Source organism: Streptomyces sp. CA-210063 (genome assembly GCF_024612015.1).
Taxonomy (GTDB): Bacteria; Actinomycetota; Actinomycetes; order Streptomycetales; family Streptomycetaceae; genus Streptomyces.
Window position 1 is genome coordinate 10644574 of record NZ_CP102512.1, and the last position, 26194, is coordinate 10670767.

The 26194-nt window shown below is 68.1% G+C and carries 25 protein-coding genes and 3 pseudogenes; 16 read left to right on the forward strand and 12 right to left on the reverse strand.

The window, feature by feature from the left end; translation table 11 throughout:
* The first annotated feature begins 9 nt into the window (after positions 1–9).
* On the forward strand, positions 10–1104 hold the full coding sequence (locus JIX56_RS46465; RefSeq protein ID WP_257550373.1) for a terpene synthase family protein: 1095 nt from the start codon (positions 10–12) through the stop codon (positions 1102–1104).
* A 125-nt stretch (positions 1105–1229) separates the two neighbouring features.
* Here the strand turns inward: JIX56_RS46465 and JIX56_RS46470 are convergent, their stop codons facing one another.
* Positions 1230–2195 (reverse strand): helix-turn-helix transcriptional regulator, encoded by a 966-nt coding sequence (locus tag JIX56_RS46470; protein ID WP_257550375.1) that lies wholly within the window; start codon positions 2193–2195, stop codon positions 1230–1232.
* 92 nt (positions 2196–2287) lie between these two features.
* Between JIX56_RS46470 and JIX56_RS46475 the strand changes: the two genes are divergently transcribed.
* Positions 2288–2653: a VOC family protein gene (locus JIX56_RS46475; RefSeq protein WP_257550378.1), complete on the forward strand. Its 366-nt coding sequence runs from the start codon at positions 2288–2290 to the stop codon at positions 2651–2653.
* Positions 2654–2693: 40 nt separating this feature from the next.
* A pseudogene (locus JIX56_RS46480) lies at positions 2694–3728 on the forward strand (IS481 family transposase).
* Between the two features lie 230 nt (positions 3729–3958).
* On the opposite strand, the gene JIX56_RS46485 reads toward JIX56_RS46480, so the two are convergent.
* Complete coding sequence (locus JIX56_RS46485) at positions 3959–4171, reverse strand: hypothetical protein (RefSeq protein WP_257550380.1); 213 nt, start codon at positions 4169–4171, stop codon at positions 3959–3961.
* A gap of 400 nt (positions 4172–4571) precedes the next feature.
* On the opposite strand from JIX56_RS46485, the pseudogene JIX56_RS47870 reads away from it, so the two are divergent.
* From JIX56_RS47870 to JIX56_RS46495, 3 genes and pseudogenes are all read left to right on the forward strand, one after another.
* A pseudogene (locus JIX56_RS47870) lies at positions 4572–4742 on the forward strand (transposase); the annotation flags it as partial.
* Between the two features lie 157 nt (positions 4743–4899).
* Positions 4900–5265 (forward strand): hypothetical protein, encoded by a 366-nt coding sequence (locus JIX56_RS47875; protein ID WP_331597409.1) that lies wholly within the window; start codon positions 4900–4902, stop codon positions 5263–5265.
* Positions 5266–6332: 1067 nt separating this feature from the next.
* Positions 6333–7442 (forward strand): annotated as a pseudogene (locus tag JIX56_RS46495) (hypothetical protein).
* Between the two features lie 177 nt (positions 7443–7619).
* Here JIX56_RS46495 and JIX56_RS48275 read toward each other — a convergent pair.
* The 4 genes from JIX56_RS48275 to JIX56_RS46515 form a co-directional block, all read right to left on the reverse strand.
* Positions 7620–8348: an AMP-binding enzyme gene (locus tag JIX56_RS48275; protein WP_443032007.1), complete on the reverse strand. Its 729-nt coding sequence runs from the start codon at positions 8346–8348 to the stop codon at positions 7620–7622.
* Positions 8345–9550 carry an AMP-binding protein gene (locus JIX56_RS46505; RefSeq protein WP_257550398.1) on the reverse strand — a complete coding sequence of 402 codons (1206 nt, stop codon included), beginning with the start codon at positions 9548–9550 and terminating at the stop codon, positions 8345–8347. The genes JIX56_RS48275 and JIX56_RS46505 overlap by 4 nt, the downstream gene beginning before the upstream one ends.
* Positions 9551–9732: 182 nt before the next feature.
* On the reverse strand, positions 9733–10644 hold the full coding sequence (locus tag JIX56_RS46510) for an alpha/beta hydrolase (protein ID WP_257550400.1): 912 nt from the start codon (positions 10642–10644) through the stop codon (positions 9733–9735).
* Positions 10645–11250: 606 nt separating this feature from the next.
* Positions 11251–12090, reverse strand: a complete 840-nt coding sequence (locus JIX56_RS46515; protein WP_257550402.1) for an alpha/beta fold hydrolase — start codon at positions 12088–12090, stop codon at positions 11251–11253.
* Between the two features lie 148 nt (positions 12091–12238).
* Between JIX56_RS46515 and JIX56_RS46520 the strand changes: the two genes are divergently transcribed.
* The gene (locus JIX56_RS46520; RefSeq protein ID WP_257550404.1) at positions 12239–12847 is read left to right on the forward strand and encodes a TetR/AcrR family transcriptional regulator; all 609 of its coding nucleotides are present in this window, start codon (positions 12239–12241) and stop codon (positions 12845–12847) included.
* A gap of 151 nt (positions 12848–12998) precedes the next feature.
* Positions 12999–13283 carry a hypothetical protein gene (locus tag JIX56_RS46525; RefSeq protein WP_257550406.1) on the forward strand — a complete coding sequence of 95 codons (285 nt, stop codon included), beginning with the start codon at positions 12999–13001 and terminating at the stop codon, positions 13281–13283.
* A 78-nt stretch (positions 13284–13361) separates the two neighbouring features.
* On the opposite strand, the gene JIX56_RS46530 is transcribed toward JIX56_RS46525, so the two are convergent.
* A complete protein-coding gene (locus tag JIX56_RS46530; RefSeq protein ID WP_257550407.1) occupies positions 13362–13985 on the reverse strand; it encodes a TetR/AcrR family transcriptional regulator in 624 nt (207 codons plus the stop codon).
* Between the two features lie 149 nt (positions 13986–14134).
* Between JIX56_RS46530 and JIX56_RS46535 the strand changes: the two genes are divergently transcribed.
* The 5 genes from JIX56_RS46535 (at position 14135) to JIX56_RS46555 (ending at position 18250) form a co-directional block, all read left to right on the forward strand.
* Positions 14135–15130: an NADP-dependent oxidoreductase gene (locus tag JIX56_RS46535; protein WP_257550408.1), complete on the forward strand. Its 996-nt coding sequence runs from the start codon at positions 14135–14137 to the stop codon at positions 15128–15130.
* Between the two features lie 49 nt (positions 15131–15179).
* Complete coding sequence (locus JIX56_RS46540) at positions 15180–16046, forward strand: alpha/beta fold hydrolase (RefSeq protein ID WP_257550409.1); 867 nt, start codon at positions 15180–15182, stop codon at positions 16044–16046.
* Positions 16047–16084: 38 nt separating this feature from the next.
* A complete protein-coding gene (locus JIX56_RS46545; protein ID WP_257550410.1) occupies positions 16085–16891 on the forward strand; it encodes a strictosidine synthase in 807 nt (268 codons plus the stop codon).
* 119 nt (positions 16892–17010) lie between these two features.
* A complete protein-coding gene (locus JIX56_RS46550) occupies positions 17011–17841 on the forward strand; it encodes an enoyl-CoA hydratase/isomerase family protein (protein WP_257550412.1) in 831 nt (276 codons plus the stop codon).
* 94 nt (positions 17842–17935) lie between these two features.
* On the forward strand, positions 17936–18250 hold the full coding sequence (locus tag JIX56_RS46555) for a hypothetical protein (protein ID WP_257550414.1): 315 nt from the start codon (positions 17936–17938) through the stop codon (positions 18248–18250).
* Between the two features lie 254 nt (positions 18251–18504).
* On the opposite strand, the gene JIX56_RS46560 is transcribed toward JIX56_RS46555, so the two are convergent.
* A complete protein-coding gene (locus JIX56_RS46560; RefSeq protein ID WP_257550416.1) occupies positions 18505–19218 on the reverse strand; it encodes an SDR family oxidoreductase in 714 nt (237 codons plus the stop codon).
* A 168-nt stretch (positions 19219–19386) separates the two neighbouring features.
* On the opposite strand from JIX56_RS46560, the gene JIX56_RS46565 reads away from it, so the two are divergent.
* Positions 19387–19989 carry a TetR/AcrR family transcriptional regulator gene (locus JIX56_RS46565; protein WP_257550418.1) on the forward strand — a complete coding sequence of 201 codons (603 nt, stop codon included), beginning with the start codon at positions 19387–19389 and terminating at the stop codon, positions 19987–19989.
* A gap of 552 nt (positions 19990–20541) precedes the next feature.
* Here the strand turns inward: JIX56_RS46565 and JIX56_RS46570 are convergent.
* Entirely contained in the window at positions 20542–21504 is a 963-nt protein-coding gene (locus JIX56_RS46570; RefSeq protein ID WP_257550420.1) for a LysR family transcriptional regulator, read from the reverse strand.
* Between the two features lie 127 nt (positions 21505–21631).
* Here JIX56_RS46570 and JIX56_RS46575 point away from each other — a divergent pair, with 127 nt between their 5' ends.
* Positions 21632–22792 carry an iron-containing alcohol dehydrogenase gene (locus JIX56_RS46575; protein WP_257550422.1) on the forward strand — a complete coding sequence of 387 codons (1161 nt, stop codon included), beginning with the start codon at positions 21632–21634 and terminating at the stop codon, positions 22790–22792.
* A gap of 67 nt (positions 22793–22859) precedes the next feature.
* Positions 22860–23870 carry an enoyl-CoA hydratase/isomerase family protein gene (locus tag JIX56_RS46580; RefSeq protein WP_257550424.1) on the forward strand — a complete coding sequence of 337 codons (1011 nt, stop codon included), beginning with the start codon at positions 22860–22862 and terminating at the stop codon, positions 23868–23870.
* Positions 23871–24266: 396 nt separating this feature from the next.
* Here JIX56_RS46580 and JIX56_RS46585 read toward each other — a convergent pair whose 3' ends face one another.
* The 3 genes from JIX56_RS46585 to JIX56_RS46595 all read right to left on the reverse strand — a co-directional run bounded on the left by JIX56_RS46585 (position 24267) and on the right by JIX56_RS46595 (position 26149).
* Positions 24267–25274, reverse strand: a complete 1008-nt coding sequence (locus JIX56_RS46585; protein WP_257550425.1) for an NADP-dependent oxidoreductase — start codon at positions 25272–25274, stop codon at positions 24267–24269.
* A gap of 99 nt (positions 25275–25373) precedes the next feature.
* Positions 25374–25622 carry a CGNR zinc finger domain-containing protein gene (locus tag JIX56_RS46590; protein ID WP_257551519.1) on the reverse strand — a complete coding sequence of 83 codons (249 nt, stop codon included), beginning with the start codon at positions 25620–25622 and terminating at the stop codon, positions 25374–25376.
* Positions 25571–26149 (reverse strand): TetR/AcrR family transcriptional regulator, encoded by a 579-nt coding sequence (locus JIX56_RS46595; RefSeq protein WP_257550426.1) that lies wholly within the window; start codon positions 26147–26149, stop codon positions 25571–25573. Before JIX56_RS46595 ends, JIX56_RS46590 begins: the two co-directional genes overlap by 52 nt.
* Positions 26150–26194 lie beyond the last annotated feature (45 nt).

Here is a 26194-nt window from a genome sequence, read left to right on the forward strand (position 1 = left end):
AGCACCCCCGTGCGCTACCACCTTCAGCGTTCCCCGGCACCAGCGGCACTCGACCCTGTGCCGGACTCGCGCGGTGAGGACCTGGAAGGCGACTTGCGGTGGATCCGCCGCTACCTTGCCCGGGTCCACGCGGATGCCTGGCAGGAGAAGTACAACCTGCGGCGCGAGACCACCGACCTCGACGGCCGCCCAACCGGCGAGTGGTTTCTGACCCCGATGCCGGAGACGGTGCGCCCGCTGGAGGCGGAGATGACGCAGTGGGCGCTGGGCCTTGGGTTACACACCCCCGAGAACGTGTACAAGATCGCCGGTGCCCAGCTGGCGTTGCTGGACGTGTCGCTGTTCATGAAAGCCCCGCTGATGGCGAGGATCCTCACCATGGACTGGATCATCTCCGTCGCCTTCGACGACCAACTCGTGGAGCCCGGCAAGCCCTTCGAGCCCTACCTCGAGACCCTGCCCCGCGTGATCCGCGACGGCGCGCTGCCCCAGAAGCCGGACCAGTTCCACCTCGCGTTCCTCGACGTCCGCAACGAGGTCATCAAAGCCGGCGGCGAAGCCGCTCTCGACCAGTGGGCCCACCACCGGCACGCGATCCTCGCCCAGTACATGTGGGAGCACGAATGGCGCACCGGGGGACGGTACTTCACGTGGGAGGACTACCTGCGCGCCTCGTTCGGCAACGGTCACACCGAGCAGGTGTTCCTCCTCATGCGGATGGAGCCCCACTCCGAGATGCTGCCCCCGGGAACGCCGCTGCCGCCGGAGCTGGTGCACCTGCACAACCTGTCCTCGCTGCTGGCCCGGTTCGAGAACGACATGCTCTGCTACATCCGCGACAGCCGGGACCCGTGCGTGAACCTGTTCAGCGTCCTGGCCGCGGAGTTCGGCGTCACCCGCCACGCGGCCGTGCCGCTGGCCGCCGCAGCCCACGCCAACACCCAGTACGAGCACGACGCCCTGGTGGCGGCCATCCAGGAGCGCCACCCCGACCCGCTGGTGCGCTCCCATGCACGGGCGATGAGCCACATCAACGACTGCTACTACGCCTGGACCCTCACCTGCCCGCGCTACAGCGTCCTCAACGGCAGCACCGAACGCTGAGCTTCAGTGCCGGTCGTCAACCCTTCGTGAGGGACACCTGCCGTCCGTGATGGTCACGGCTCGGTATCGGGCACCTGGTGGAGTGTCACACGGTCGGTTTCTTCGACACCTCTAGCTGTTGCGGGTCAGGACGTTGGGGACGGCGCATAGTGGTGGGCGAGATTGGTGGCGAGGTCGCGGAGGTGAGCCCTGGCTTCGGTGGGGCCGTGCACAGTGATGGCGCTCCCGAACGGCAGTAGTGCTCGCACGTCCTCCAGATGCAGGAAGCGGATTGTTACCTTGCGGCCGGTGGCGGATTGTTCCTGGTCGTCCCAGACGAGTCGTAGGCCAAAGATGCGTTGCGCTCGCTCGATCTGGGTCTGGTCGATGGTGGCGCTGACCTCTAGCGCGTGGTTGTGTTCCCACTGAGCAATGAGCGCTGCGGCGACGGTGGCCAGGGTCTGGTTCTCGCGGATCCGTCGTGGCTGGTCGACTTCTTTCCACGTCGTGATCCGTTCGAGTCGGTACATCCGTGGCAGTCGGGCACAGTCGGCGACGAGGTACCAGATGCCGGCCTTGGCGAACAGCCCGTAGGGATCCACGACCAGGTCGCGTGGGCATGGCTCGCGTGGGCTGTCGTACTCGATCCGTAGCCGGCGGCCTCGCCGCACTGCGCCGATCAGTGAAGCCGGAGTCGTGTCGGAAGCTCGTGCCTGATGCCAGGGACGGCTGTCCACGTGCACTACGTCGGTGAGCGGCAGGAGCTCATGAACTCGACGCGGCTGTGTAGCGGCGATCTTGGAGAGCGCGCGCTGGCTTTCGACCGATGCGTTGAGCTCCGCACGTTGCTTCTCGTCCAGCCCGGTGAGCGACAGATGATCACGCTCGCCCGGTGTGAGTCGCGTGAGGTCGAGTCCGGATCCGGGCAGCATGGTCACGCCTCCGAGGCGGCCCCGGTGTGCGGTCACCGGCAGACCGGCGTCGCGGAGCCAGTTCAGATCTCGGGTGATGGTTCGAAGGGACACCCCGAGCGCTGAGGCGAGTTCCTGTGTGGTCACGGCATCCCTCGATTTGAGGAGCAGCATCAGGTTGAAGAAGCGGTCTGGGGTCACACACCAATTTTTTCAGGAATTGCGACACGATGCGGCGCATATCCCGGTCAGGCTGGTGGATGCGTACCTACCACCTGTGAGAAGGAACAACCATGACCACATCCGTCGTGTCCATCGTCTACGTGAACGACGCTCCCACCGCAGCTCGTTTCTACGGCGACCTCCTCGGTATGAGCCCCTCGTTCGAGACTCCGGGATACATCACCTTCGACCTCGGGCCAGGTGCTGACCTCGGTCTGTGGTCTGGCCAGTTCGAGGATCTGTCACCGGACGTCCCGCGCACCAGTGAGGTCTGCCTGGCCATCGACGGTGGACCCGACGAGCTCAACGCGACCTTCAATCAGTGGCAGTCCAAGGGGGTCACGATCCTGCGCGAGCCTCATGATGCGGGGTTCGGGCTGACCTTCGTCGCAGCCGATCCTGACGGGAACCGTATCCGCGTCGCACCGCAGGACTGAAAGGCCGCAATGCGGCAGGCGCGCACGATAGGTGTCGCGCCTGCCGTCGTCTGACTTCGAGAGGACGACGAGTGCCCCACGCGATGCGCCCCTGAGCGTCGAGGGCCGTAGGCGGCTCGTGAAGCGGTGCCAGACACGTCCCCTTGCCCACGTCGCCGCTGAGATGGGTATCTCTCGCGCATGCGCCAGCAAGTGGGTAAATCTGCTGGCGGCTCCACGGTGATGCGGGATTGCAAGACCTGCCGTCGAGTCCGCACCGGAGTCCGAACGCGACTCCAGCATGGGTCATCGAGCAGATCGAGTCCTGGCGCCGCGAGCTCAAGTGGTCCGCGCAACGGATCACCGACGAACTTGTCAGTATCGGTTTTGTGATCGACCGGCGAACTGTCAGCCGACACCTGACCCGGCTCGGCCTCGGCAAACGCCGCTTCATCGACCCAGGCGGTGAGAACAACCGGAGGCCGGGGAAGATCACTGCCCGCTGGCCCGGACACATGGTGCACCTGGATGTGAAGAAGGTCGGCCGGATCCCTGAGGGCGGCGGGTGGCGGATCCATGGCCGGGACAGCGATCAGGCCAAGGTCGCTGGTCAGGCGAAGTCGGCCGGGGCAAAGCGTGGCTACGTCTACCTGCACTTGGTCGTCGATGGCTTCTCACGGCTCGCCTACACAGAACCGCTGGGCGATGAGAAAGGCGCGACGGCTGCTGCTTTCCTCGCCCGGGGAAGGTCTGGTTCGCCGCCCACGGCATCAACCACATCCACCGGGTCGTCACCGACAATGGCGGTTGCTACCGCTCCGGCGACTTCGCCCGCATCGTCGGGCAAGGCACCCGGCATCAGAGAACCAAGCCATACACACCTCGGCACAACGGGAAGGCGGAACGCTACCAGCGCGTCATGGCCGAGGGAGTCCTCTGCGCCCGTGAGTTCACCAGCGAGGACGCCCGGTCAGCCGCGATCGCAGTGTGGACCATCCACGACAACTACCACCGGCCGCATAGTGCTGCCGCCGGGAAGCCGCCAGCAGCACGCCTCCGCGAGAGCGTCACCAACGTCGAGCCCTCATCCGCCTAGCCACACGTGCACCTTGGTCGGAGCACATGGTCAGACGAAGGCCGCCCCCACGTCCGGCGAATCCCTTTGCGAGTGAAGCCGTTCGAGACGCCATTCGAGATCGTGGCACCATGTACCGCATGACGACGAACCGAAAGGTCCATGCCGCGTAGACCGCCAGGACAGATCCGTTCCGGTGCCCCCGGCAGCCACCGGGTCACGCAAGCCATCGGTGTCGAGGCGGCCGTGGTTCAAGGCCCCGTACAGGGAACGTAGCCGCGCTGGTGCTCGGCGAGCAGTGACAGCTCCACCGGCGTCCGTGTCGGGCCGTCTGCGCACAGCAGCGCGTCGGTCAGTTCGAAGAATGCATCCGCTCGCGCGGTCAGAGACCCGTAGAAGGCCGTCCGAAAGCGTGACAGTTCCGCGAACGCGTCTCGTTCGCCGGCACGCGCCAGCACACTCATCCCACGGCCTTCCTCGTGAACTCCTGGATCTCGTCGCAGAGTTCAGGATCACGAGGAAGGCCGCCTCATACCCTGCGATCACTCCAAAGAGTGACCACGTGACCGAGCCCGATGTTAAGGAACAAGATTAGAAGCCGTATCTGAACCGATCACGGAACGTGTGGGTCGAACAGGTTTTTCGCCGGGGTGATCTTCCCGTCGTACGCGTATGAAGACGGGGCCTCTCGGTAGCTCGAGGATGTGAATCCAACCGAGCAGTGCCGGGAGGCCCTGATGTCGTTGTTGTGCGCCTCCGAACGCCTCCCGTCCAACGCGGCTGCACGATCGTGTGATCACCTCGCGCACGCGTACGGCAACGCGGTCGGCCACCGGGACCGGGAACGCCGGTATCCCTCCGACAATGTCGGACGCGGAATGGGCGGCCGTCCGGCCTCTGCTGCCGGTGCCGGCCTGGCTTTGGGGGAGGGGCGGATCGCCCGAGGGTCACTGTCACCGGCAGCTGCTGGACGTGATCCGTCACCTGGCCACGGGCGGGATCTCGTGGCGGGCGATGCCCGCGGACTTTCCCGGCTGGGGTCGGGTCCGCGCCTTCTTCCGCCGCTGGCGCGAGCGCGGGCTGATCACAGACTTCCACGACCGGCTGCGCGGGAAGTCCGTGAACGGGAGGGCCGCGAGGCAGGGCCCACGGCGGGGGCATCGACGCGCAGTCGGTGCGGGCCGCCGCGACGGTGTCGGCAGCCTCACGCGGTTACGACGGCGGCAAGAAGGCGCCGGGCCGCAAACGGCACATCGTGACCGACACCCTCTTGCGTCAGTGGCCGCATCATCGATGTCACCGTCGGCCTCGCGGCGTCGTCGGCCGTGTTGTCAGTGGCCTGCGGCATGATGCGGGGCACGTGACGGCCTGCCCGACAGGGGCTTTGAGGCCGTCCTCGACGAGGGGAGTGCTGTGCGTAGGCCGGTCGCAGGCGAGGTGCGTGTTCACGATCGTCAGATCTACGTCGAGAGCGATCCGGACAGCGCCAGACCTGACCTCGCCAAGGCGCTCGCGTACCAGATCGGGGGGTTGTGCGGGGCTGCGGTCCCAGGTGTGATCGTCCTGTCCACCGGGCTGTACGCGGGCGACGTCGGCTTTGTCGTGGAAGTCCACGACGCAGCCCCTGTGCTGGACCCGGTCTGGGATGACGTGATGGAGGTGTCCTTCCGCCCCGAGTCGGAACGCACAAGTTTGGTGCAGGGGGACGGCGAGGCCGCGTGGGACCTGGGTCTCGCCCGAACCGACTACCGGGTCCGGTACTGCGCCCGGGGGATGGACGAGGGACGGGAACTCTCCACCAGAGTGGCTGGGGAGTCCCGGGCGGACAACTACCTCCTGCAGTTCTGGCCTGCCCCACCCCGCCCGGACGAGGTGATCCGCCACACCTCGCGGATGGCCGGGGACCTGCACTGGAACGTGCGCCAGACGGCGCGTACGCCCGAGCAGCTCGCCGAGGCCGAACGCCTGACTCGCCAGGTGTTCCAACGGGCGGCCGAGGAGCGGGCCGAACAAGCCGCCGAGGGGCGCCGCCTGCACCACGAGGAGTGGGAGTGGGGCGGGCGGCTGCCGAGCGAGAGGCTGCGCGGTGCCCGCGAGAGCAACGTCCTCGGTCTGCTCCGCTTCGACAGCGACCTGGTGCACGCCCTCGATGTCGTGGGTCCCGAGGTCCAGCGTGCAGTGGCATTGCTGGCCGCGCGGCGGGCCTGCGAGGCTGCGGGCCTGACCGATGTGCCGTGGGTCGCCCAGGCGCTCTCGGAGTCGGCAGAGGGACGCCCTCTGCCGCCGCCGTTCGACGACCCGGCCCGGATGTGGGAGGCCCTGCGCTCCGACCCTCGTGTACCGGACAGGGCGGTGCTCGAAGCGATACCTCCGGAGTGGCCGCCGTACGTCCCGCCGCCGTTCGCGGACACAGGGCGCAAGGTCGTCGTGGTGCCCCTTGCCGTTACGCCGCGCACCCCGGGACGGATCTCACAGCCGCACTTCGCTCTTCCCGCCGTGCTCGCCGCAGCCAAGCCCGCCCCGCTCATAGCAGCACTGGACGCGGTGTGGCATGCGCTGAACACGTACGGCGAGCACTACCCCGAGCTGCTGGACGAGATCCGGTCGGTGTGCGCCGAGCGGGCAATGAGCATTGCCGCCGCACTCCGTATCCGTACCACTCCGCCGCGGCTGGTCGACGTCACCGCGGTCGCCCCGCAACTGGCCCCGCTGGCACGCACGGCGACCCGGCTGCATCCCCGCCCCGGGTCGCCCACGCCGTACGACAGCTCCGTCGGCGGGCCGCTGCTGTGGCCCGCCGACGAGCCGTGGCCGCACTGCGAGGGACCGCACGAGTGGGACGGGTGGAACGAGATCCTCTCGCCCGAGGACGTGCGGCAGCGGCGACGCATCCGGGCAGCGGTGGCGAACCGGCCGGGCGGCGATCCCCCGGGGACCCGGTACACGCCCGAGGAGCTGGCGATCGAGGAGCGGATCAAGGCCGGCCGCCCGTGGCCCGAGGGCCCGATCGCCATGCTGCCCGTGGCCCAGTTGTACGTACGCGACGTCCCCTTGCTGCGCCCGCCCAAGCAGGCCGAGGCAGATCTGCTCCAAGTGCTGTGGTGCCCCTTCGACCACCCCGCGCAGCCCGAGACCGCGCTGTTCTGGCGGTCCGCCGCCACAGTCACCGACATCCTCGACACACCCCCCGAGCCGCCCGCGATCCAGTTCCCCGGCTACCTGCCGGAGCCGTGCCTGCTCGCGCCGTAGCAGATCACCGAATACCCCAACATCATGGAACTGGGCAAGGAGCTCCAGCGGCAGCTGGAGGACTGGCGCAGGTGGCAGACGGCCGGCGCCGCTCTGGACAGCTTGGACAACACGCCGTACCCGCTGGACAGCTCTGACACGCCCTACTCGAAGGATTTCTACAACGAGCTCTACACGGGCAGGATGTCCGTCGCTCCCGGCTGGAAGGTCGGTGGATGGACCCGTTGGGGCCTCACCGATCCCCTACCCCGGCTCTGCCCCTCATGCGGCACCGAGATGGATCCGCTGCTGACCATCGCCTCGGGCGAATGGAACTCCAACTATCCCGACTGGATTCCCGACGAGGACCGAGCCCGCTCTCTGTCATCCACCACCCATCCCGAACCGCACAACCCGACCATGCTCGACCTCGCCCGAGGCTACGATCTGCAGCTGCACGTCTGCCCGGTATCCCCGGACCATCCGCACATCGAGCTGATCCAGTGAGCCGTTCCCCAGTCAGCGGCTGCGCGCCGTCTGCCGGACTTCGGCGGCGGCCGCCAGCTCCAGTTCCAGCAGGTGATGCTCCGGCGTCGGCGATATCCAGCCGACCCGCCAGGTAATCCGTGACCTCCACCGGTACCTCGCACGGGTCCAGTAGGAACCGCGCGAGGTGAATGCCCGTCAGTTCAGGCGTCCGCCGCTGGCCGCGGAGGTCGACGAACGCGGACGCACCGCGGTCGTGATCGACGAGTCGCACCTGCTGGACCACCAGGAGTTGATGAGGACGATGACCACCAGGCCGCCCACCATGAACACTGTTTCCCGCCGGGGTGATCTTCCTGTTGTGCGCGCATGAAGACAGGGCTTCTCGGTAGCTCGGGGATGCGAATCTAACCGAGCAGCGCCGGGAGCCGTGGAGGGGATGGGTTCGTCGTGGCCGTCGGCGATGCCGCGCATGGTCTTGCGGAGGATCTTTCCGGAGCGGGTCTTGGGCAGGGCGGTGACGACCGTGACGTCCTTGAGGGAGGCGACGGCGCCGATGCGCTCGCGTACGAGTTGGACGAGTTCGGCCTCGACCTCGCTCGGTTCGCGGTCGGTGCCGGCTTTCAGGACGACGAAGCCGCGTGGGATCTGTCCCTTGAGTTGGTCGGCGACGCCGATGACGGCGCATTCGGCGACGTCGGGGTGGGCGGCCAGGGCCTCTTCCATGCTGCCGGTGGACAGTCGGTGTCCGGCGACGTTGATGACGTCGTCGGTGCGGCCCATGACGAAGACGTAGCCGTCGTCGTCGATGTGGCCGCTGTCGTCGGTGAGGTAGTAGCCGGCGTAGGCGGAGAGGTAGGAGGAGATGTAGCGGTCGTCGTCGTTCCAGAGAGTGGGGAGTGCGCCGGGCGGCAGGGGGAGCTTCACGACGATCGCGCCGTCGACGCCCGCGGGCGTCGGCTCGCCCGAAGCGTCGAGGACGCGGACGTCCCAGCCCGGCAGCGGGCGGGTGGGGGAGCCGGGCTTGAGGGGAGCCGCTTGGATGAGAGATAGCGCAGGTGGGAGAGGTCGTAGTCGGCGGTGAGCGTCCCCGTGGGGTCCTCCTTCCTGATGGCCCGGAAGGCGGTGGGCGCCGTGAACATGGTCTTGGCCCGGTATGTGGCGGCGATGCGCCAGAACTGGCCCGCGTCCGGGGTGCCGACCGGCTTGCCCTCGTACAGGACCGTCGTGGCGCCGGCCAGCAGGGGTGCGTAGACGATGTAGGAGTGCCCGACGACCCAGCCGATGTCGGAGCCGGTGAACATCGTCTCGCCCGGGCCCACGTCGTAGACGGCTCCCATCGACCAGTGCAGGGCGACCGCGTAGCCGCCGCAGTCACGCACGACTCCCTTGGGCTTTCCGGTCGTTCCCGACGTGCAGAGGATGTAGAGCGGATCGGTGGCGGCGACGGGAACGCAGTCGGCCGGCGGCGCGGTAGCGACCAGGTCGGCCCAGTCGAGATCGTCCGGCCCCAGCGCGGACGGCGCCTGCGGGCGTTGCAGGATCACGCGCTTTTCCGGCTTGTGGACGGCGAGTTCGATGGCCCGGTCGAGCAGGGGCTTGTAGGCGATGACGCGCTTGCCCTCGATGCCGCAGGAGGCGGAGACGACCACTTTGGGGGCGGCGTCGTCGATGCGGAGGGCGAGTTCGTGCGGGGCGAACCCGCCGAAGACGACCGAGTGGACCGCGCCGATACGCGCGCAGGCCAGCATCGCGACGGCGGCCTCGGGAACCATCGGCATGTAGATCACCACGCGGTCGCCGTGCCCCACGCCGAGCTGAGCGAGGGCTCCGGCGAAGGCCGCCACCTCGTCCCTCAGCTGCGCGTAGGTGTAGGTGCGCCGGGTGTCGGTCACGGGCGAGTCGTAGACGAGCGCGGCCTGGTCGCCGCGGCCGGCTTCGACATGCCGGTCGACCGCGTTGAAACAGACGTTGAGCCGTCCCTCGGGAAACCAGCGGTAGAAGGGCGCGCCCGAGGAGTCCAGGGCGTGTCGTGGAGCGACATCCCAGTCGATGCCCTCTGCCGCCTTCAGCCAGAAACCTTCCGGGTCTTCGGTGCTGGCGCGGAAGGCATCCTCGTATGTTCCCATCGCGCACTACTTCGTGGCATCGAGGGACAGGCGTGTGGCGGTGTACAGAACGGTGCCGGACACGAATACCGCATGCCGGCCGACATGGTCGAGGATGCCGGTGACCGGCGGACCGGTCACCGGCATGGCGGTGGTGCGGCGGCCTGGCCGTCAACAGGCCCGCCGTCAGGTACAGCTTCTGCTCACGCGCCGAGGTGCTTGCGCAGCCACTGGCCCATCTGCTGGATCGCCTGGTCCACCTCGGGTACGCGCCCGGCGCCCAGGACGAACGAGTGCTGCCCTTCGGGCATTGGGTGGACCTCGGAGGTGACCTTGAAGTCCGCGAGGCGGCGTCCGAGTTGGGCGCCGTCGTCGGCGAGGGTCTCGTACTCGCCGTAGTGGACGGTCGTGGGCGGCAGGCCGGTCAGATCGGCGTTCGCGATGCTGATCTGCGGGTCGGTGAAGTCCACGGCGGGGTCCTGCAGCCAGGCTCCCCGGAAGAGCTCGAGGGTGTTCCTGCTGAGCATCTTGTCGTTGTCTTCGTTCTCGTCCACCGACGCGTTCTGGATGGTGAGGTCGGTCCACGGTGAGACGCTGACGATCGCGCCCGGGGTCGCCTCGCCCTTGGCGAGCAGGCGCAGCGGGAGCATCACCGCGAGGGTTCCGCCGATCGAGTGGCCGGTGCTGCCGATGTTCCGCGGCTCGTAGCCCTGCGAGAGCAGCCAGCGGTAGGCGGTCTCGGCGTCGTCGAGCTGCGCGGGGTAGGGGTGTTCGGGTGCCAGGCGGAAGTCCACGACGAGGGAGCGGGCGCCGGCGGCCTTGGCGATGTGGCCGGCGGCCTTGCGGTCGGAGTGCATGGAGGCGGTGACGGATCCGCCGAAGTGGAAGTGGAGCAGTGCCTTGTCGGGGTCGGCGCCCTCGGGGATGGCCCAGAGGGCGGGGACGCCGTTCGCGTCCACTTCGGCGTAGGTGACGCCTTCCGGTTCGGTCGACGCCTTGTGGTTCGAGTCGACGATGTCGCGGACGATGGCCAGGTCGAGGCCGGGTGTCGACGACTTTGCGCTCACGCTCGCCAGGAACTCCGCGAACTCGTGTGCCTCTGGGCTTACTCCCATGGTGGTGCTCCTTCTCGGACGGGTGCCGTGCCGGGTTTCCTCGCGGCAGTCGGGTCGATGTGCTGGTCATGACGCTACTGGCTGGGTATAGGAAAGTAAACTTAGGTCAGGTCGGAGTCACCCCATGGATGCACGGACGCCTTTTATGGGGCATCGGGTTTTATGGGGCATCGGGCATGGACTCTTCAGAGAGGCTGTCGGTCCGGTCGCAACCTGTGGACCGGACTGCTCGGGGGCGACGAGTGCGTGCAACGCGCCTGTGGGCGGTGTCCGCGTCGGCAATCCGGGGATTCTGTCGCCGCGTCCGGGCTTGGCTTCGGTGCAGTCGCGTGGCGGTGGGTGCGGGCGCGACGGCCGGGCGTCAGCGCGCCCCGCCCGAATCGCGCGGGTTCGCCCTCTCGGCCGGCCGCACCGGCAGGCCTGCCGGATTGTCGAGCAGCTGGTCAAGTCGACGCGATCGGCGACGATCCGGCCACCGGACTGTCTTCCGTTGATGACCGCGGAGGCGTACAGGACTCCATGGACGGGAAGGCGTGCCTGTCGCGGTCCGGGGATCCGATGGGCTGGACCGCCATCGCGAACCGGGCATCAGCGACTGTGCAGGTGTTACTCGTCGAGGAACTGAACGGCGTGCTTCAGGAACCGCTCGGGGTGCTGGAAGTGTGCTCCATGCCCGGCGTCGGGGTAGATCAGCAGTTGAGCGTTGGGGATGTTCTGGGCGAGGTGCCAGGAGTTGATCGAGGCGACCATCACGTCGTTCTCGCCGTTGAGGACCAGCGTCGGCTGGGTGATCGCGTTCAGGTGGGCGTAGGGATTCTCGCCCGGCAGCGGTTCCCCGTAGGCCATCACCGCTTCAATCTGCGCCTGTGCGACTTCGGGCGAGCTCGGCGGGTCCTGGTCGGCACGCTGGTGGCGTCGCTCCCAGAAGGCCCGGCCCGCTGCCTGCGCGGCTTCCGAGCGGCCGAAGAAGAGGAAGAGGAAGTCCTCCAGGGTGGGGACCGGACGCGGTGCGACCTCGGCCACCTTGGGGTCCATCGTCGGGTCCAGGCCTCGGGGGCCGGTGCCGAGCAGGAGGAGCTTGCGCACCAGCTGGGGGTGGCGCAGCGTGACCTCCTGTGCCTGGTAACCGCCGATCGAGAAGCCGAGCAGATCGACCTGCTCCAGCCCCAGCGCCTGGATGACCGCGGCGATGTCGTCGGCCATGTCCTCCATCCGGTTACGCGGCTTGCCGGATGACGAGGCGATGCCGCGCCCGTTGAACAGGATGACCTCACGGCCCTCGGCCAGGCCGTCGGTGAGCAGGGGGTCCCAGTGGTCCATCCCCCCGCGGAGGTGCTGGACGAAGAAGAGCGGGACGCCGGAGGGCTTGCCCCAGCGTCGGTAGGCGAATCGGTCGCCGTCGACCTCGATGAAACCAGTCGGTGCAGTCAGGTGCGTGTCACTCATGGCCTGCCCCTTTCTGTAGCGGGTGCGTCATACGATTACGGTCATCATCCAAAAAGTCAACCGCTTTGATGTCGATCGACATCTATGTACGCTGGACTGTCGAGCACGCTGGACTGTCGAGCGTCGACCGAGGAAGGGGCGGCTGGACATGCGGGTCACCAAGGCACAGTCGGAGCGCAACCGTGCGCACATAGTCGCGACAGCATCCAGGCTGTTCCGTGAGCGCGGCTATGACGGTGTCGGCGTGGCAGAACTGATGGCAGCCGCCGGGTTCACCCATGGCGGGTTCTACAAGCACTTTCGCTCCAAGGCCGACCTGATGGCCGAAGCGTCCGCAAGCGGGCTCTCGCGGACTGCGGCACGGGCAGAAGGTCTGGACCCCGCCGAGTTCGTCGAGAACTACGTCTCCCGGGAGCATCGCGACGGGCGCGGTGACGGCTGCACCATCGCGGCCCTCAGCGGCGACGCCGCCCGTCAGTCGGCGGACATCAGGGCAGAGTTCGAAGCCGGGATCGAGAACCTGCTGACGGCCCTTCAGGCCCAAAGCGATACGCCGGGGGATGCTGACCAGCGCGCGGCCCGCAGCATGGTGATCGGCATGCTCGCCCATTCGATCGGCGCGATCATGTTGTCGCGGGCGTGCCCGGACGGTTCTCTGCTGGCGGACGAAATCCTCGATGTCTGCCGCAAGGAAATTCTCGCGTCACTGACACACGGCGACAGCGACCAGTCGGAGGCACGGGGCCTGGGAGCCTGACTGCAGCCGACCGACGCGAGCCCAATCACCACATGGTCAGACACTGACGCAAAGCGGCTGCGGTTCCGAGCCGTTGATGCGGCGGGGGAGACGCGGCCGTTCTTCACGCTTCGAGGTCGAGTAACGAAGTGCGAGAGAACGGCCGCTGTCCATGAGCGTCCCCGTCGAGGTGTCCAGAGGCGAGGCGTTGGGGTTGCTGTCCCGCTTTCGGCTCGAGTGCTACGACTCCCACTACGCCCACGTGGACGCGCTCTTCAAACTCATCGACGCGGTCCTGTGCGCGGACGGGCTGGTCAGGGCCCGGGGGGAGGTGTCGATGGCGGCCGAGCATCAGCCTGGACGCGGCGCTATGTACGCGGCCCTGGACCAGGGCTGGATGGTCTTGCCGAGTTGTGCGGCACGGATCGCGGCGACGTACCGTTGGGGTCGGCGCTGAAGGCGACGTCGTCGTCATGCGTGCTCATCAGGTGCCCCCTTTCCCGGGTGTTCGATGGTTGGCTCGTGGAGCGAGTGGTCATGCGGCGCGGTCGTGGGGCGCCAGGGTGGCGTGGATCTGGTCGCGGATGTCGGCGAGGACGGCTTCGTCGCTGCGGTGCAGGTACACGGTGGCGGTGGTGTTGATGTGGATGATCGCGGTGATCACCCGCGCCAGCGTTGCCGCGTCGGCGGCACCGATGTACTCGTCGCGGGTGAGCAGGCCGGTGACGCCGTCCTCGAGGCGGCCGGCAAGGGCGAGACCCGCATTCCGGTAGGGCTCGACCGGGTCGCCGAAGACGAGCTCGTGCAGGTATGTGCGGCCGTTCTCGATGTGCTCCCTCACGCACTCCACCACGGGACGGATGAGAGCGACGACTGGCTCCAGCACGCCCTGCCCGACGGCGGCGTTCGCGGCGGCGAGGCCGTCGTCGATGGCGGCGGCGAACTTCTCGTTCTGCACCATGATCAGCAACTCGGCCTTCGTGGACGCGTACAGGTAGAGCGTCCCGATCGCGACATCGGCTCGGTCGGCGATCTGCTGCGTCGTGACCCCGCCGACGCCGTGTTCGGCGAACAGCTCGCGGGCTGCGGTCATGATGCGCTCGCGCTTGGCCTGCTTGGCCAGCTCGCGGCGCCCGATCGGCATGTGACCGCTTCCCATGGGGACCTCCCTTGACAATAATTCTGAGTGGACTCATAGTTGAGTGTACTCGGATTGATTGAGTGAGGCGAGACCTCGGGTGTCGCGCTGAATTGGCCGACCTGGTCTCAGACCTGGATAAATTGGACTAAGGCAAGGAGTGACGCCTCATGAGAGCGTTCGTCGTCACCAAGTACAAGGAGCCGCTGCAGGAGGCGGACGTCCCCGAGCCCACCGTGGGGGAGCATGACGTGCTTGTGCGGGTGGAGGCCGCCGGGCTGAACCCGCTGGATGAGAAGATCCGCGCCGGTGAGTTCAAGCAGATCCTGCCCTACAAGCTGCCGCTGATCCTGGGCAACGACGTCGCGGGCACCGTCATCGGCGTCGGGAAGGCGGTTCGCGGCTTCCAGCTCGGAGACGAGGTCTACGGCCGGCCCGACCAGGGCCGCATCGGCACGTTCGCCGAGCGCATCGCCGTCGCGGAAAGCGACCTGGCGCTCAAGCCCGCTTCGATCAGCATGGAAGAGGCGGGCTCGCTGCCGCTGGTGGCGCTCACAGCGTGGCAGGCGCTGGTGGAGCGCGGGAAGGTGCGGCCCGGGCAGAAGGTTCTCATCCACGCCGGCGCCGGCGGGGTCGGTTCGATCGCGATCCAGCTCGCCGCACACCTCGGTGCGAGCGTCGCCACGACCGCCAGCGGTTCCAACGCGCACTTCGTGCGCGCGCTCGGCGCGGACACGGTGATCGATTACCGCACCCAGGACTTCGAGCAGCTCCTGACCGGCTACGACCTGGTGTTGGACAGCCTCGGTGGGGAGACTCTCGAGAAGTCCCTGCGGGTGCTCAAGCCCGGCGGCAAAGCCATCGGGATCGCCGGTCCCCCGGAGCCCGCTTTCGCGCGCGAGGCCGGCCTGAACCCGCTGCTGCGCCTGGCGGTCGCAGGCCTGAGCCGCAAGATTCGCAAGCAGGCGAAGAAGCTCGGCGTGACGTATGAGTTCCTTCTCATGCGCGCCAGCGGCGACCAGCTCCGCCAGATCACCACCCTCATCGACCAGGGCGTGGTGCGCCCGGTCGTGGGAAAGGTGGTCGGCTTCGACCAGACCCCGCAGGCGCTGCAGTCCCTGTCCCAGGGTGGCATCCGCGGCAAGGCCGTCATTGGCAACGGCTGACCCGCCGCAACCGCGACGGGCGACACAAAACAGACCAGGAGAATCCGTCATGAGCAGCACCGACACCCCGAACGAAGCCGTCATCACCTCCTACGCGAATGCCCCGGCCCGCACCATCACCGCCGGCGGTGTCACCTACGCCTACCGCGAGCTGGGGCCCAAGGGCGGCATCCCTGTCGTCTTCTTCGTCCACCTCGCCGCGACCCTGGACAACTGGGACCCGCGCATCATCGACCCCGTCGCGAAGGGCCGTCACGTCATCGCCTTCGACAACCGCGGTGTCGGGGCATCCACCGGCCAGGTGCCGGACAGCGTCGAGGCGATGGCCGACGACGCCTACACCTTCATCAAGGCGCTCGGGTTCGACAAGATCGACATCTTCTCCTTCTCCCTCGGCGGCTTCGTCGCCCAGGCCTTGGTGGTGAAGCACCCCGAGCTCGTCCGCAAACTCGTCCTCACCGGCACCGGGCCCAAGGGCGGCAAGGACATCGAAAAGGTGGTCGCCACCACGTACTGGGACACGCTGCGCGCCACCTTGACCCGGTCGGATCCCAAGGAGTTCCTGTTCTTCAACCGCGACTCCGTCGGCAAGGCCGCCGCGCGCGCGTTCGTCAACCGGCTCAAGGAGCGCACCGTCGACCGCGACGCGGAGATCAAGGTCAAGGCGTTCCGGACGCAGCTGAAGGCGATCCAGAAGTGGGGGCGCTCCGCCCCCGACGACCTGTCGAAGATCACCCATCCCACGCTGATCGCCAACGGCGACAACGACCGCATGGTCCCCTCGATCCTCTCCGAGGACCTGCACCGGCGCATCAAGGACAGCGAGTTGATCATCTACCCCGACTCCGGTCACGGCGGCATCTTCCAGTACCACGAGGAGTTCGCCCCGCTCGCGGTCGAGTTCCTCGCCCGATGACCACCGCCTGACCATGTGACCAAGAGAAAGGCAACACCATGAGCATGCCACCGGCCGCCGTACAACTGGACGTGAAGAAGCACTTCACCTCCTCGATCCTGTTGTGGGTGCGCACCGACCAGCCCCGCCAGACCGGCATGGACTACTGGAAGGGCCCGCACTCGGGGATCATCTCCGCCACCCCGGGCCTGGAGGAGTACCGCCAGATCCACCTCGCCGAGCACAACCCCGGCCGGTGGCCGGCGACCGGCGGAGTGGAGACCTCGATCCCCGTCGACCGGAAGATCGACGGCGTCGCGGAAGTCACCTTCAAGTCGGCGCTTGCGCCCTCGCAGGGGCGCCAGCAGACGAAGCTGGCCTACCAGGACGAGATCAACGTGTTCCGCCGCACCCTGCTCTACGCAGGCCCGCCGAACTCATCCCGCTGGTATGACGTCGCAGGCCCGGGAGAGAAGGTCGGTGCCCGCGTCCTGGTCTACCTGCGCCGCAGAGACGGGGCCGGCGCGGGTGAGTTCCGGAAATTCGTCAAGAAGCAGCTCGTCCCCGCACTCGCCGGCACCGGAGTGCTGAAGGAGCTGCGCACGCAGACGTTTCTGCCCTGGATCGAAAAGCTCTGGGACACCCCGAACGTCGCCCACGACAACCCCCACGACCAGCACTTCCACGCCTCCCTCATCCTCGGGTTCACCGACACCGCAGCACGGGACGCCTTCTTCACCGGCAACGTGATCCACGGCCTGTCCGACCAGCTGGCACCGCTGGTCTCCGCGATCCACGCCTACGACGTCACCGCCGCCCTCACCTACGTCAAGAACGGCGACATCCTCCCGCACTACCAGGAGTGAGCGGCAACGGCCGGGAGCAAGACCGCCGGACCTGCTCGGTACCCCATCCGCCCCAGGCGTCCCCGCCCCACTGACGCCCCGTCGCCATCCGATATCCCTCACACATCCGGAGCCGGACCATGAGCGAGCAAAGCACCATCCGCTACGAGCGCACCTCACCCCAGGTCGCGAAGATCACCTTCGCCAACCCGCCCGTCAACCTCATCGTCGGCGAGACCGTCCTGCGCCTCACCGAGATCGTCGAGGAACTGGCCACTGACCCGGACATCCAGGTCGTGGTGTTCGACAGCGCCACCCCCGACTTCTTCTACAACCACTTCGACCTGGCCGCCGCCGCCGACTTCCCCGCCCCCGAGGACGAGAACGCGGTGCCGGTATGGACGGATCTGGTCCTGAAACTTTCCAAAGCGCCCTACATCACCATCGCGGCCATCCGCGGACGAACCCGCGGCGGTGGGAACGAGCTCGCCCTTGCCCTCGATCTGCGGTACGCCAGCCGGGAGAAGGCAATCTTCGGGCAGCCGGAGGTCGGCAGCGGACTGCTCCCCGGCGGTGGCGGCACCGAACGCCTCCCGCGGGCCATCGGACGCGACCGCGCCCTGGAAGCCATCCTCACCAGCGACGACTACGACGCCGCCACCGCCGAACGCTGGGGCTGGATCACCCGCGCCCTCCCCGACAGCGAACTCGACGCCTTCGTCGACACGCTCGTCGGCCGGCTCGCCTCCTTCGACCGCACCTCACTCGCCTCGGCCAAAGCCCAGATCAACCGGGCATCCCTGCCCCCGGACGCGGACCTGATCGCCGCCTACGGCGAGTTCGCCCACTCCCTCACCCTCCCCGGGTTCCTCACCCGCGCCGCCGGCACGCAGGCCGTCGTCGAGAAGGCCGGCATCGACTTCGAGTACCGCCTGGGGCAGTACATCGGCATCGCCAACCAGCAACTCTGACACCCCATCACGAAACGAACACCGACGCAGCAGATGCCGCGGCGGTGCTCGTTTGTCGCGGGGCCCACCTGGTTCGTCGTCGTATCCGTGCCCGATGAGGGAGAAGAGCAATGGCGCGGCGCGAAGCCCCGTCACCACCGAAGACGGCCGACGGATCGGCGCCGCTGTGGACGCGGTGGTGTTCGACGCCTTCGGCACCGTGGTCGACCGGCGCACCAGCATCGCGGGCGAATGCAAGCGCGTCGGCACACGCGTCGGGGTACAGGCCGATTGGCTGGGACTCACCGCCGCGTGGCGCAGCCGGTACCCGCCGACACTGCTGCGGGTGGCGTTCGGGGAAGTGCCCTGGCGGTCGCTGGACGAACTACACCGGGAGATGCTCGACGAAGTGCTCGCGAGCACGGCCTGACCGAGTTCACCGACACCGACCGGGCCGAACTCGCGGCCCCTGACACCGCCTGAGTCCGTGGCCCGACAGCCGCGACGGTCTGTCATCACGGTGGTGCCGCACTGCTGATCGGGCTGCTGCCGGGGCGACCGCCGATATCATCGGCGGCTCGACGGCCGCGACGGTGCACGCCTCCTCGACGCCGGCCAATCGTTCGAACGTCATGGATCACGGGGGCCGGCGTGAAGAGATCATGTCGGGACCGGAGAACAAGCTCAGGCGTTCGTGCTGTGCAGGCCCGGGTAAAGCGCCTCAACCGGCCCGCTCAGAGCCGCCTTGACCCCCTGGGTCAACTCGTCGGCCAAGACCTCGTACTCGCCGGCCTCGACCGCGTCGTAGACCGTGTTCACCAGCTGCGTCGGCAGCATCTTGGGTCCGTCAGCGTGCGCGGCCATACGGGTGTCGACGTAGCCCATGTGCACACCCGTCACATGGATGCCCATGGGTGCGAGCTCAATGCGCAGCGCGTTGGTGGCCGACCACAGTGCGGCCTTGGACGCGCTGTATATGCCGCCGAAGGCGTACCAGCTGGCAACGGAGTGCACGTCGATGAGGACTGACCCCTGCTTGCCGGCGAGGATCGGTGCGAAGGCGCGGGCAAGGAAGACCGGTCCGAAGAAGTTCGTCTCCATGTTTGCCCGGATGTCCGCTTCGGTGACGTCCAGCAGACTCGCGCTCGGCGGGATGGCGCCCGCGTTGTTGACGAGCACGGTGACGTCCGCCGCGGCGGCGACGGCCGCGTCGATCGACGCGGGGTCGGTGACGTCCAGGGGCAGGGGGACGATGCGTTCATCGTCCCAGACGCGGGGGGAACGGGCGGTGGCGTAGACCTTGGCGGCGCCGCGAGCCAGGGCGTCGTGGACGAAGTGGGTGCCGATGCCGCCATTGGCGCCGGTGACGAGGACGACTGCTCCATCGAGGGAGGGCATGGGTGTTCCTTCTTTCCAAGGGGATGTGAAGTGCGTGGCTGTGCACGGACGGAGCAATGACTCCTCGCCCTGCCGTGGGAGAATGAGCGGAGCCACATTCGAGCCCCCACAGTACTGACTACAATCATAACTGATTGCAGTCAGAATCTATTCCTGGAGGACACCGCCATGTCTGTCGCCTCCCAGTCGGTCGGACGGCGCGAGCGGAACAAGCAGGAGAAATTCGACCGCATTGTCGCTGCCGCCACTGAGCTGTTCGCCGAACACGGCGTCGATGAGGTCACGACCCAGCAGATCGCCGACAAGGCCGACATCGGCACCGGGACCCTGTTCCTTTATGCCAAGACCAAGGGTGAACTCCTCCTGCTTGTGCAGAACGCCAAGTACGCCGAAGCACTTGAGCAGGGCCGGGCGGACGCCGAGGTCATCCCGGGCGTGCTGGACGCGGTGATGGCGATCGTCCGGCCGATCGTGGAGTGCAACCGCACCCAGATCGACAACGGACGCACTTACCTGCGAGAGATGGTCTTCGGCGACCCCGAGGAGCCCCGGCACAGCGCGGCACTCGCCATCGTCGCGCAGGCCGAGGAGGCCATCGCCGCCGTGCTGCGCCGAGACGAGCGGGTCACGGAGGGCGACGCCGCGACGTTGGCACACATCGTGTCCGCCGTGATGTTCCTCAGCACGGCGGCGAGCGTGAACATCGCCCTGAGCGTCGAGGAGATCGTGCAGGACATCCGGAGGCAGGTCGACGTCCTGCTGCCTCGCTGAAGCGTGGCCCAGCCTCAGGGCCGGGCGATCATCAGGCTGGTCTTCGGCTGCGTCATGGCTCTGATCCTGACCGCGGCGGCGCCTTCGGCTCCCACATCGCCTGTATGTCTCTTCCCCGCCCGCCGGTTGCGCCGCCTTTGCTGTCGGCGACGGCCGCTGGACGAGAGCGCGGAAGTCCGGGTCCTCGTAGAGATAAGGTGGCGGACACGACCGTCCGTTCCGCGACAGCGCGAATCGCGGAGGCCCCACTCGGCGGAGTTGGCCGATCGCCTTCTCCACAAGGCCGGCTTTGCCTTGGTCTGCTGACGGCGACAGCCGCCGCTGTCTGGCCGGGACCGGACATCATGCCGTCCAAGGCTGCGGGGCCGCCCCCGCAGCACGCTCATGAGGGGGCGGCGGAGGCAGACGTCGCCCCCCCCCCGCGCCGACGACAACACCAGACCCCCGCCAGTCCCTCGGTAAGCGATCAATGACCCCGAACCCGTACGGTCGCGGACTGGCGGCCTGTGGTTCGATCGGCGGGAGTTCACCGCACCGGAATCACGTTGGCGTTCACTCCGGCATCAGCTCGTCGGCCCGTTCGGCGACCTCATGCTGTAGAGCAGCCCATAGGGCGCGCACGGCGGGGTGTGTCACGGCCTCGCGGCGGACGGCCAGGGTGATGGGGAGCCGGATGTCGATCTCGTCGGCGAGGAGTCGGCGCAGTTGCGTCCGCTGGGTCATGAAGGCCGGCAGGACGCCGATGCCGGCGCCCTGCCGGGTGGCTTCGAGCTGGGCGAAGACGTTCGTCGAGGAGAAGGCCGCAGTCATTCCGGGGAGGTGGCGTTCGATGTCGAGGTCGCCGACCTGCAGCATCGACTCGATGTAGAAGATGAGCGGGTGCTCGCGCAGCTCGGCCACCGTCTCCGGCCGGCCGTACTTGGACAGGTAGTCGTCGCAGGCGTAGAGCCCCAGCGTGTAGTCGGTGAGGTGCTCGGTCACCAGGCGGCTGCTGGAGGGAACGCCGATGACGAGAGCGAGATCGAAACCGGACGGGCGCAGAGCGAGCTGCCGTGTCGCGGTGATGAGCTCGACCTGGAGGCGGGGGTGCCGGCGGCGTACCCGTACGAGGGCGGGTGTGGCGAAGGCGGTACCGAAGCCGTCGGGTGCGCTGACGCGCACCGTACCGTGCAGGGACGGCGAGTCCTGACCCGCCACGGTGTCGGCGACGCGGTCGACGGCCTCCTCGATCGAACGCGCGTGCTCCGAGACCGCTCTCCCGATGTCCGTCAGCGTCCATCCCTCCGGGCCGCGCTCGATGAGGCGCAGGCCGATGCTCTTCTCCAATGCGGCGACACGGCGTGACACGGTGGTGTGATCCACGCCGAGCGCGTCGGCGGCTGTCACCAGGCGTCCGGTACGGGACAGCGCGAGCAGATAACGCAGATCGTCCGCGCGCAGTCTGCGCGGATCGACGGAGCGATGGGGGTCGGCCGGCTGCGGGGCAGCGTTCTCGTCCGGGAAATGGGGGCGCACGGCCCGAACCGTATCTGCAATTGCGCACAGTGGGTGTGCGTCATTGGTAGTTGTTTGCACACGGTGCGGGGCCGCACAGTCGGGGCAGTGGGCGCGACATGCTCCGCTTCTTGCCGAAAGGGCCGCCATGGTTGCCAGCCTTTCCCTCCCGCGGATCCTGCGCGTCGGCGGCGGCGCCGTCGGCGAACTGGGTGACGTCGTCGCAGGGTTGGGCCTGCGCCGCCCCTTGCTGGTGACGGACGCGTTCCTTGCCGGGACCGGTGTGGCGGAACGCCTGATGTCGGCGCTGAGGGACGCCGGGCTGCAACCGTGTCTGTTCGCCGGTACCGTCCCGGATCCGACGACCGACTCGCTCGAGGCGGGCCTGGCCGTGCTGCGGGAACACGGGGCGGACTCGGTGATCGGGTTCGGCGGCGGCAGCCCGATGGACACCGCCAAGGCCCTCGGCCTGCTGGGCGTCCAAGGCGGCCGGATGCGGGACTACAAGGCGCCGCACACCAACCTCGGTCCGGCGCTTCCGGTGATCGCGGTCCCGACGACCGCAGGCAGCGGCTCGGAGGCCACCCAGTTCACCATCATCACCGACAGCGCCACGGACGAGAAGATGCTCTGTCCGGGGCCGGCGTTCCTGCCCGTCGCCGCCGTCGTCGACTTCGAACTGACCCTGTCGATGCCCGCCCGGCTGACCGCCGACACCGGTGTCGACGCGCTCACCCATGCCGTCGAGGCGTACGTGAGCCGCAGGGCCAATCCGTTCTCCGACGGCCTTGCCCTGAACGCGATCCGGACCATCGGCCAGCACCTCCGCCGCGTCTACGCCGACGGGGCAGACCTCGTGGCGCGCGAGGCGATGATGCTCGCCGCGACCCAGGCCGGCATCGCCTTCTCCAACTCCAGCGTGGCGCTGGTGCACGGCATGAGCCGTCCGATCGGTGCTCACTTCCACGTTGCCCACGGTCTGTCGAACGCGATGCTCTTCCCCGCGGTGACAGCGTTCTCCGTGCCCGCCGCCGAGAGCCGGTACGCCGACTGCGCCCGCGCCCTCGGAGCCGCCACCGACGGCGACAGTGACGCCTCGGCCGCCGATAGGCTCGTGGAGGCGCTCCGAGCCCTGTGCCAGGATCTTGAGGTGCCCACCCCAAGAGCCCACGGCATCGACAAGGACGATTGGTTCCGCCTGTTGCCCCTCATGGCCGAGCAGGCGCTCGCGTCCGGATCCCCCGCCAACAACCCCGTCGTACCCACCGTGGACGAGATCCAGGATCTCTACGCGCAGATCTACGCCTGACACCCGGCGAGTGAGGAACGTGATGGCCACGACAGCCAGGTCCGCGCGGCTTACGAGGTGCTGACCCATGACTGACACCGCTGCGGCCGAGATTGTCGTCGACGTCCACCGGGGCGTCGGCCGGATCCTTTTGAACCGGCCCCAGGCGCTCAACGCCCTGACGACAGGCATGGTCGTCGCCATCGACCGTGTGCTCGCCGCGTGGGAGGACCTGTCGCTGTCCGCTGTGCTGATCGCCAGTACCAGCACGAAGGCCTTCTGTGCCGGCGGAGACATCCGTACGATCCGCGAGTACAGCCTCGCCGGGGATGCCGAGGCCAGTGAGCGGTTCTTCGCCTCCGAGTACCGGCTCAACGCCCGGATCGCCGAATATCCCGTGCCGGTCGTGTCGCTCATCGACGGCCTGTGCATGGGCGGCGGTCTCGGCCTGTCCGTCCACGGCAGCTTCCGCGTCGTCACCGAGCGCGCGGTGCTGGCGATGCCCGAGACCGGGATCGGGTTCTTCCCGGACGTCGGGGCCAGCTACTTTCTGCCGAGGCTGCCCGGCGCGATCGGCATGTACCTGGGACTGACCGGGCACCGGCTCGACGCGGCCGACGCGCTGTACACGGGGCTGGCCACGCACTTCGTCCCCGCGGACGGGCTCGAGGCGGTCGGCGATGCGCTGGCCGACACCCCCGGCGACCCGGTGGACGTGGTCCTGAACCGCCTGGCCGGCCGTTCCCCGGTGGCGGGCAGCAGGCTGGCAGAGGTTCGCGGGAACGTGGACCGGGCGTTCGGCGCGCCCACCCTCGGCGAGATCGAGAAACGCCTGCGCCACCTCGACACCCCCTGGGCGGCAGACGCGCTGGCCGCCTTGGAGTCCGCCTCGCCGCAGAGTCTGGAGATCACTCACGCCCTGCTGGCCCGGGGCAGGCAGCACACATTGCGCGAGTGCCTCAACGACGAACTCGCCCTCACGCGCACGACCATCCGCACGCCGGACTTCCTGGAGGGCGTCCGTGCGGCCCTGGTCGACAAGGACCGCACTCCCCACTGGCAAGGTGCGTCGCTTGGTGGACGGACGCTGCCGTCCTGAGCATGTCCGCCGTGGGCAGGACATTGCCCGGCGTACCGGAGTAAGGGGCTGGTCGTGGGCGATGCGGCGGGTGGGGGCGGGGCCGGCGTGCGAGCCGTCGGTGCGTCTCGCCCGACCGGGGAGATCCTCGTCTCTCTGCCTGGGCGGGCTCACGCAGGCGAGGGGGCCGCCCGCCATGATCACACTCCAGACACGCAACGGGGTGCGGGAGCCTGACCACGGCTCGGGCCGGTGTAGAGCCGCGTGGCGCGCTGTGTCGCGAGCCATATGGCGCGCCGGTGACACCGAGACGCCTACAGCGGCGGCTCTACGCGACCGTAGGCGCCATGGGATCGCCGACGGGTCGTCGCCCCTCCGGTGACTGCGCTGGACGGAGGGTCTGTGGCCGGTCCGGTCTCAGTCGTTGTCGGGCCCCATGGAGACCACGACCTTGCCGGCCTTGGTGCGGCCTTGCTCGACGTGCGCCATCGCCTCGAGCGTCTGGTCGAACGGGAAGGTGCTGTCGATGATCGGGCGGAGCTTCCCGCTGTCGTAGAGGGCGCCGAGTTTGCGCAGCTGGGAGCCGTTGGCCTGCATGAAGAAGAACTGGTAGCGCACGCCGAGCGCCTTCGCCTGCTTGCGGATCTTGCGGCTGAGGGTGTTCATGACCAGGCCCAGGAAGGAGGGGGCGCCGAGCTGCTTGGCGAAGCCGGCGTCCGGCGGGCCGACGACGCTGATGGCCAGGCCGCCGGGCTTCAGCACGGTCAGCGACTTCTCGAGGTTCGCTCCGCCCAGGGAGTCCAGCACCAGGTCGTAGCCGGACAGCACTTTGGAGAAGTCTTCCTTGGTGTAGTCGACGACGATGTCGGCGCCGAGGCTCCTGACCAGCTTCTCGGTGTCGGTGTTCGTGGTCGTCGCCACTGTGGCGCCCAGGTGCTTGGCGAGTTGGATGACTGTCGAGCCGAGGCCGCCGGCACCGGCGTGGATGAGCACCTTGTGTCCCGGCTTCACGTGGGCACGGTCGACGAGAATCTGCCAGGCGGCCAGGGCCACCAGCGGCACCGCGGCTGCCTCGTGGAGGGTGAGGGAGGCCGGTTTGGGCGCGACATCGTCCATGTCGATCGCGATGAACTCCGCGAAGCCGCCGATCCGCAGGTCGCGTGGACGGGCGTAGACCTCGTCGCCGACTTCGAGGCCGTGTACGGCGGATCCGACCCGCGTCACGACGCCGGCCACGTCGTGGCCGAGCACGAACGGACGCTTGTATTTCAGGAGCTGCTTGAACTCCCCGTTGCGGACCATTTTGTCCAGCGGGTTGATACTGGCGGCGCTCACTCTGACCAGGACGTCGCGGTCCCCGACGGTGGGCTCGGGTACCTCTGCGGCGCGCGCGTCGACGCCCAGATCCGCTGCAAACGGGGCCACGCCGTGCAGGCGCAGGACATCGGGAGCGCCCCGGCCCCGCATTTCGCATGAGGCCCGCCGAGTGAGCTGTGCGCGGTTGCGCCAGGTGTTCGTGGTGGCTCAGTCCGCCGGTGGGTTCAGGCCGTCGGGGTGTGGCCGCTCCGCCTGGCCGCGGGCTTGGTGGGGGCGGACCTCGGTGCGGTTGCCGCAGCGGGACATGGAGCGTCGGCGGCGGTTGCGGGCGGGAGAGCGGTCCAGGAAGTGTGGGGCGCTCAGGTCCGCTCGCCCGTGGCGTTGCCGCAGTCGAATGGCCCGTCTCAGGATTCCGGTTCGAGGCCCTGTGATGCAGTCAGGGCTTTGTGGGTCGATTCCAGGATCTTCTCCGACAGTTCTGTGCCCGCCGTGGCCCGGGCGAGCAGGATCGCGCCGACCAGTGTGGCCACCATGGGGAGGCCGTCGTTGGCGTCGGTGGACATCCACGCGGCGAATTCCTGGACTCCCCCTGCGTACGTCTCGCGCACCTCCCCGGCTAGGGGCTCGCGAGCCATGTCGCCTGCGAATCCCGCGGTGGGACAACCGGTGCCGGGTTGGTCACGATGCTCGGCCGACAGATAGAAGTCGACGAGGGCACCGCGCGCGGTGTCGTGATCGCCGTGGTCCGTGTCGAACGAAGCCAGGAGTACGTCCAGGTCCCCGAAAGCGGCTTGAGCCGCCTCGGCGATCAGGGCCTCCTTGGAGGGGAACTGCTTGTAGAAGCCGCCCGTGGTCAGCCCGATGGACTTCATCAGGTCGGCGACGCTGATGCCGTTCACGCCGCGCTCCCGGAAGAGCTGAGAGGCCGCGGCGACCGCGCGCCTGCGGTTCTCGAGCGCTTGTGCCTGCGAAACCCGACTCATCACTCACCTGCCCACGTTAGATAGTTAAGTGCATCTATCGTACGC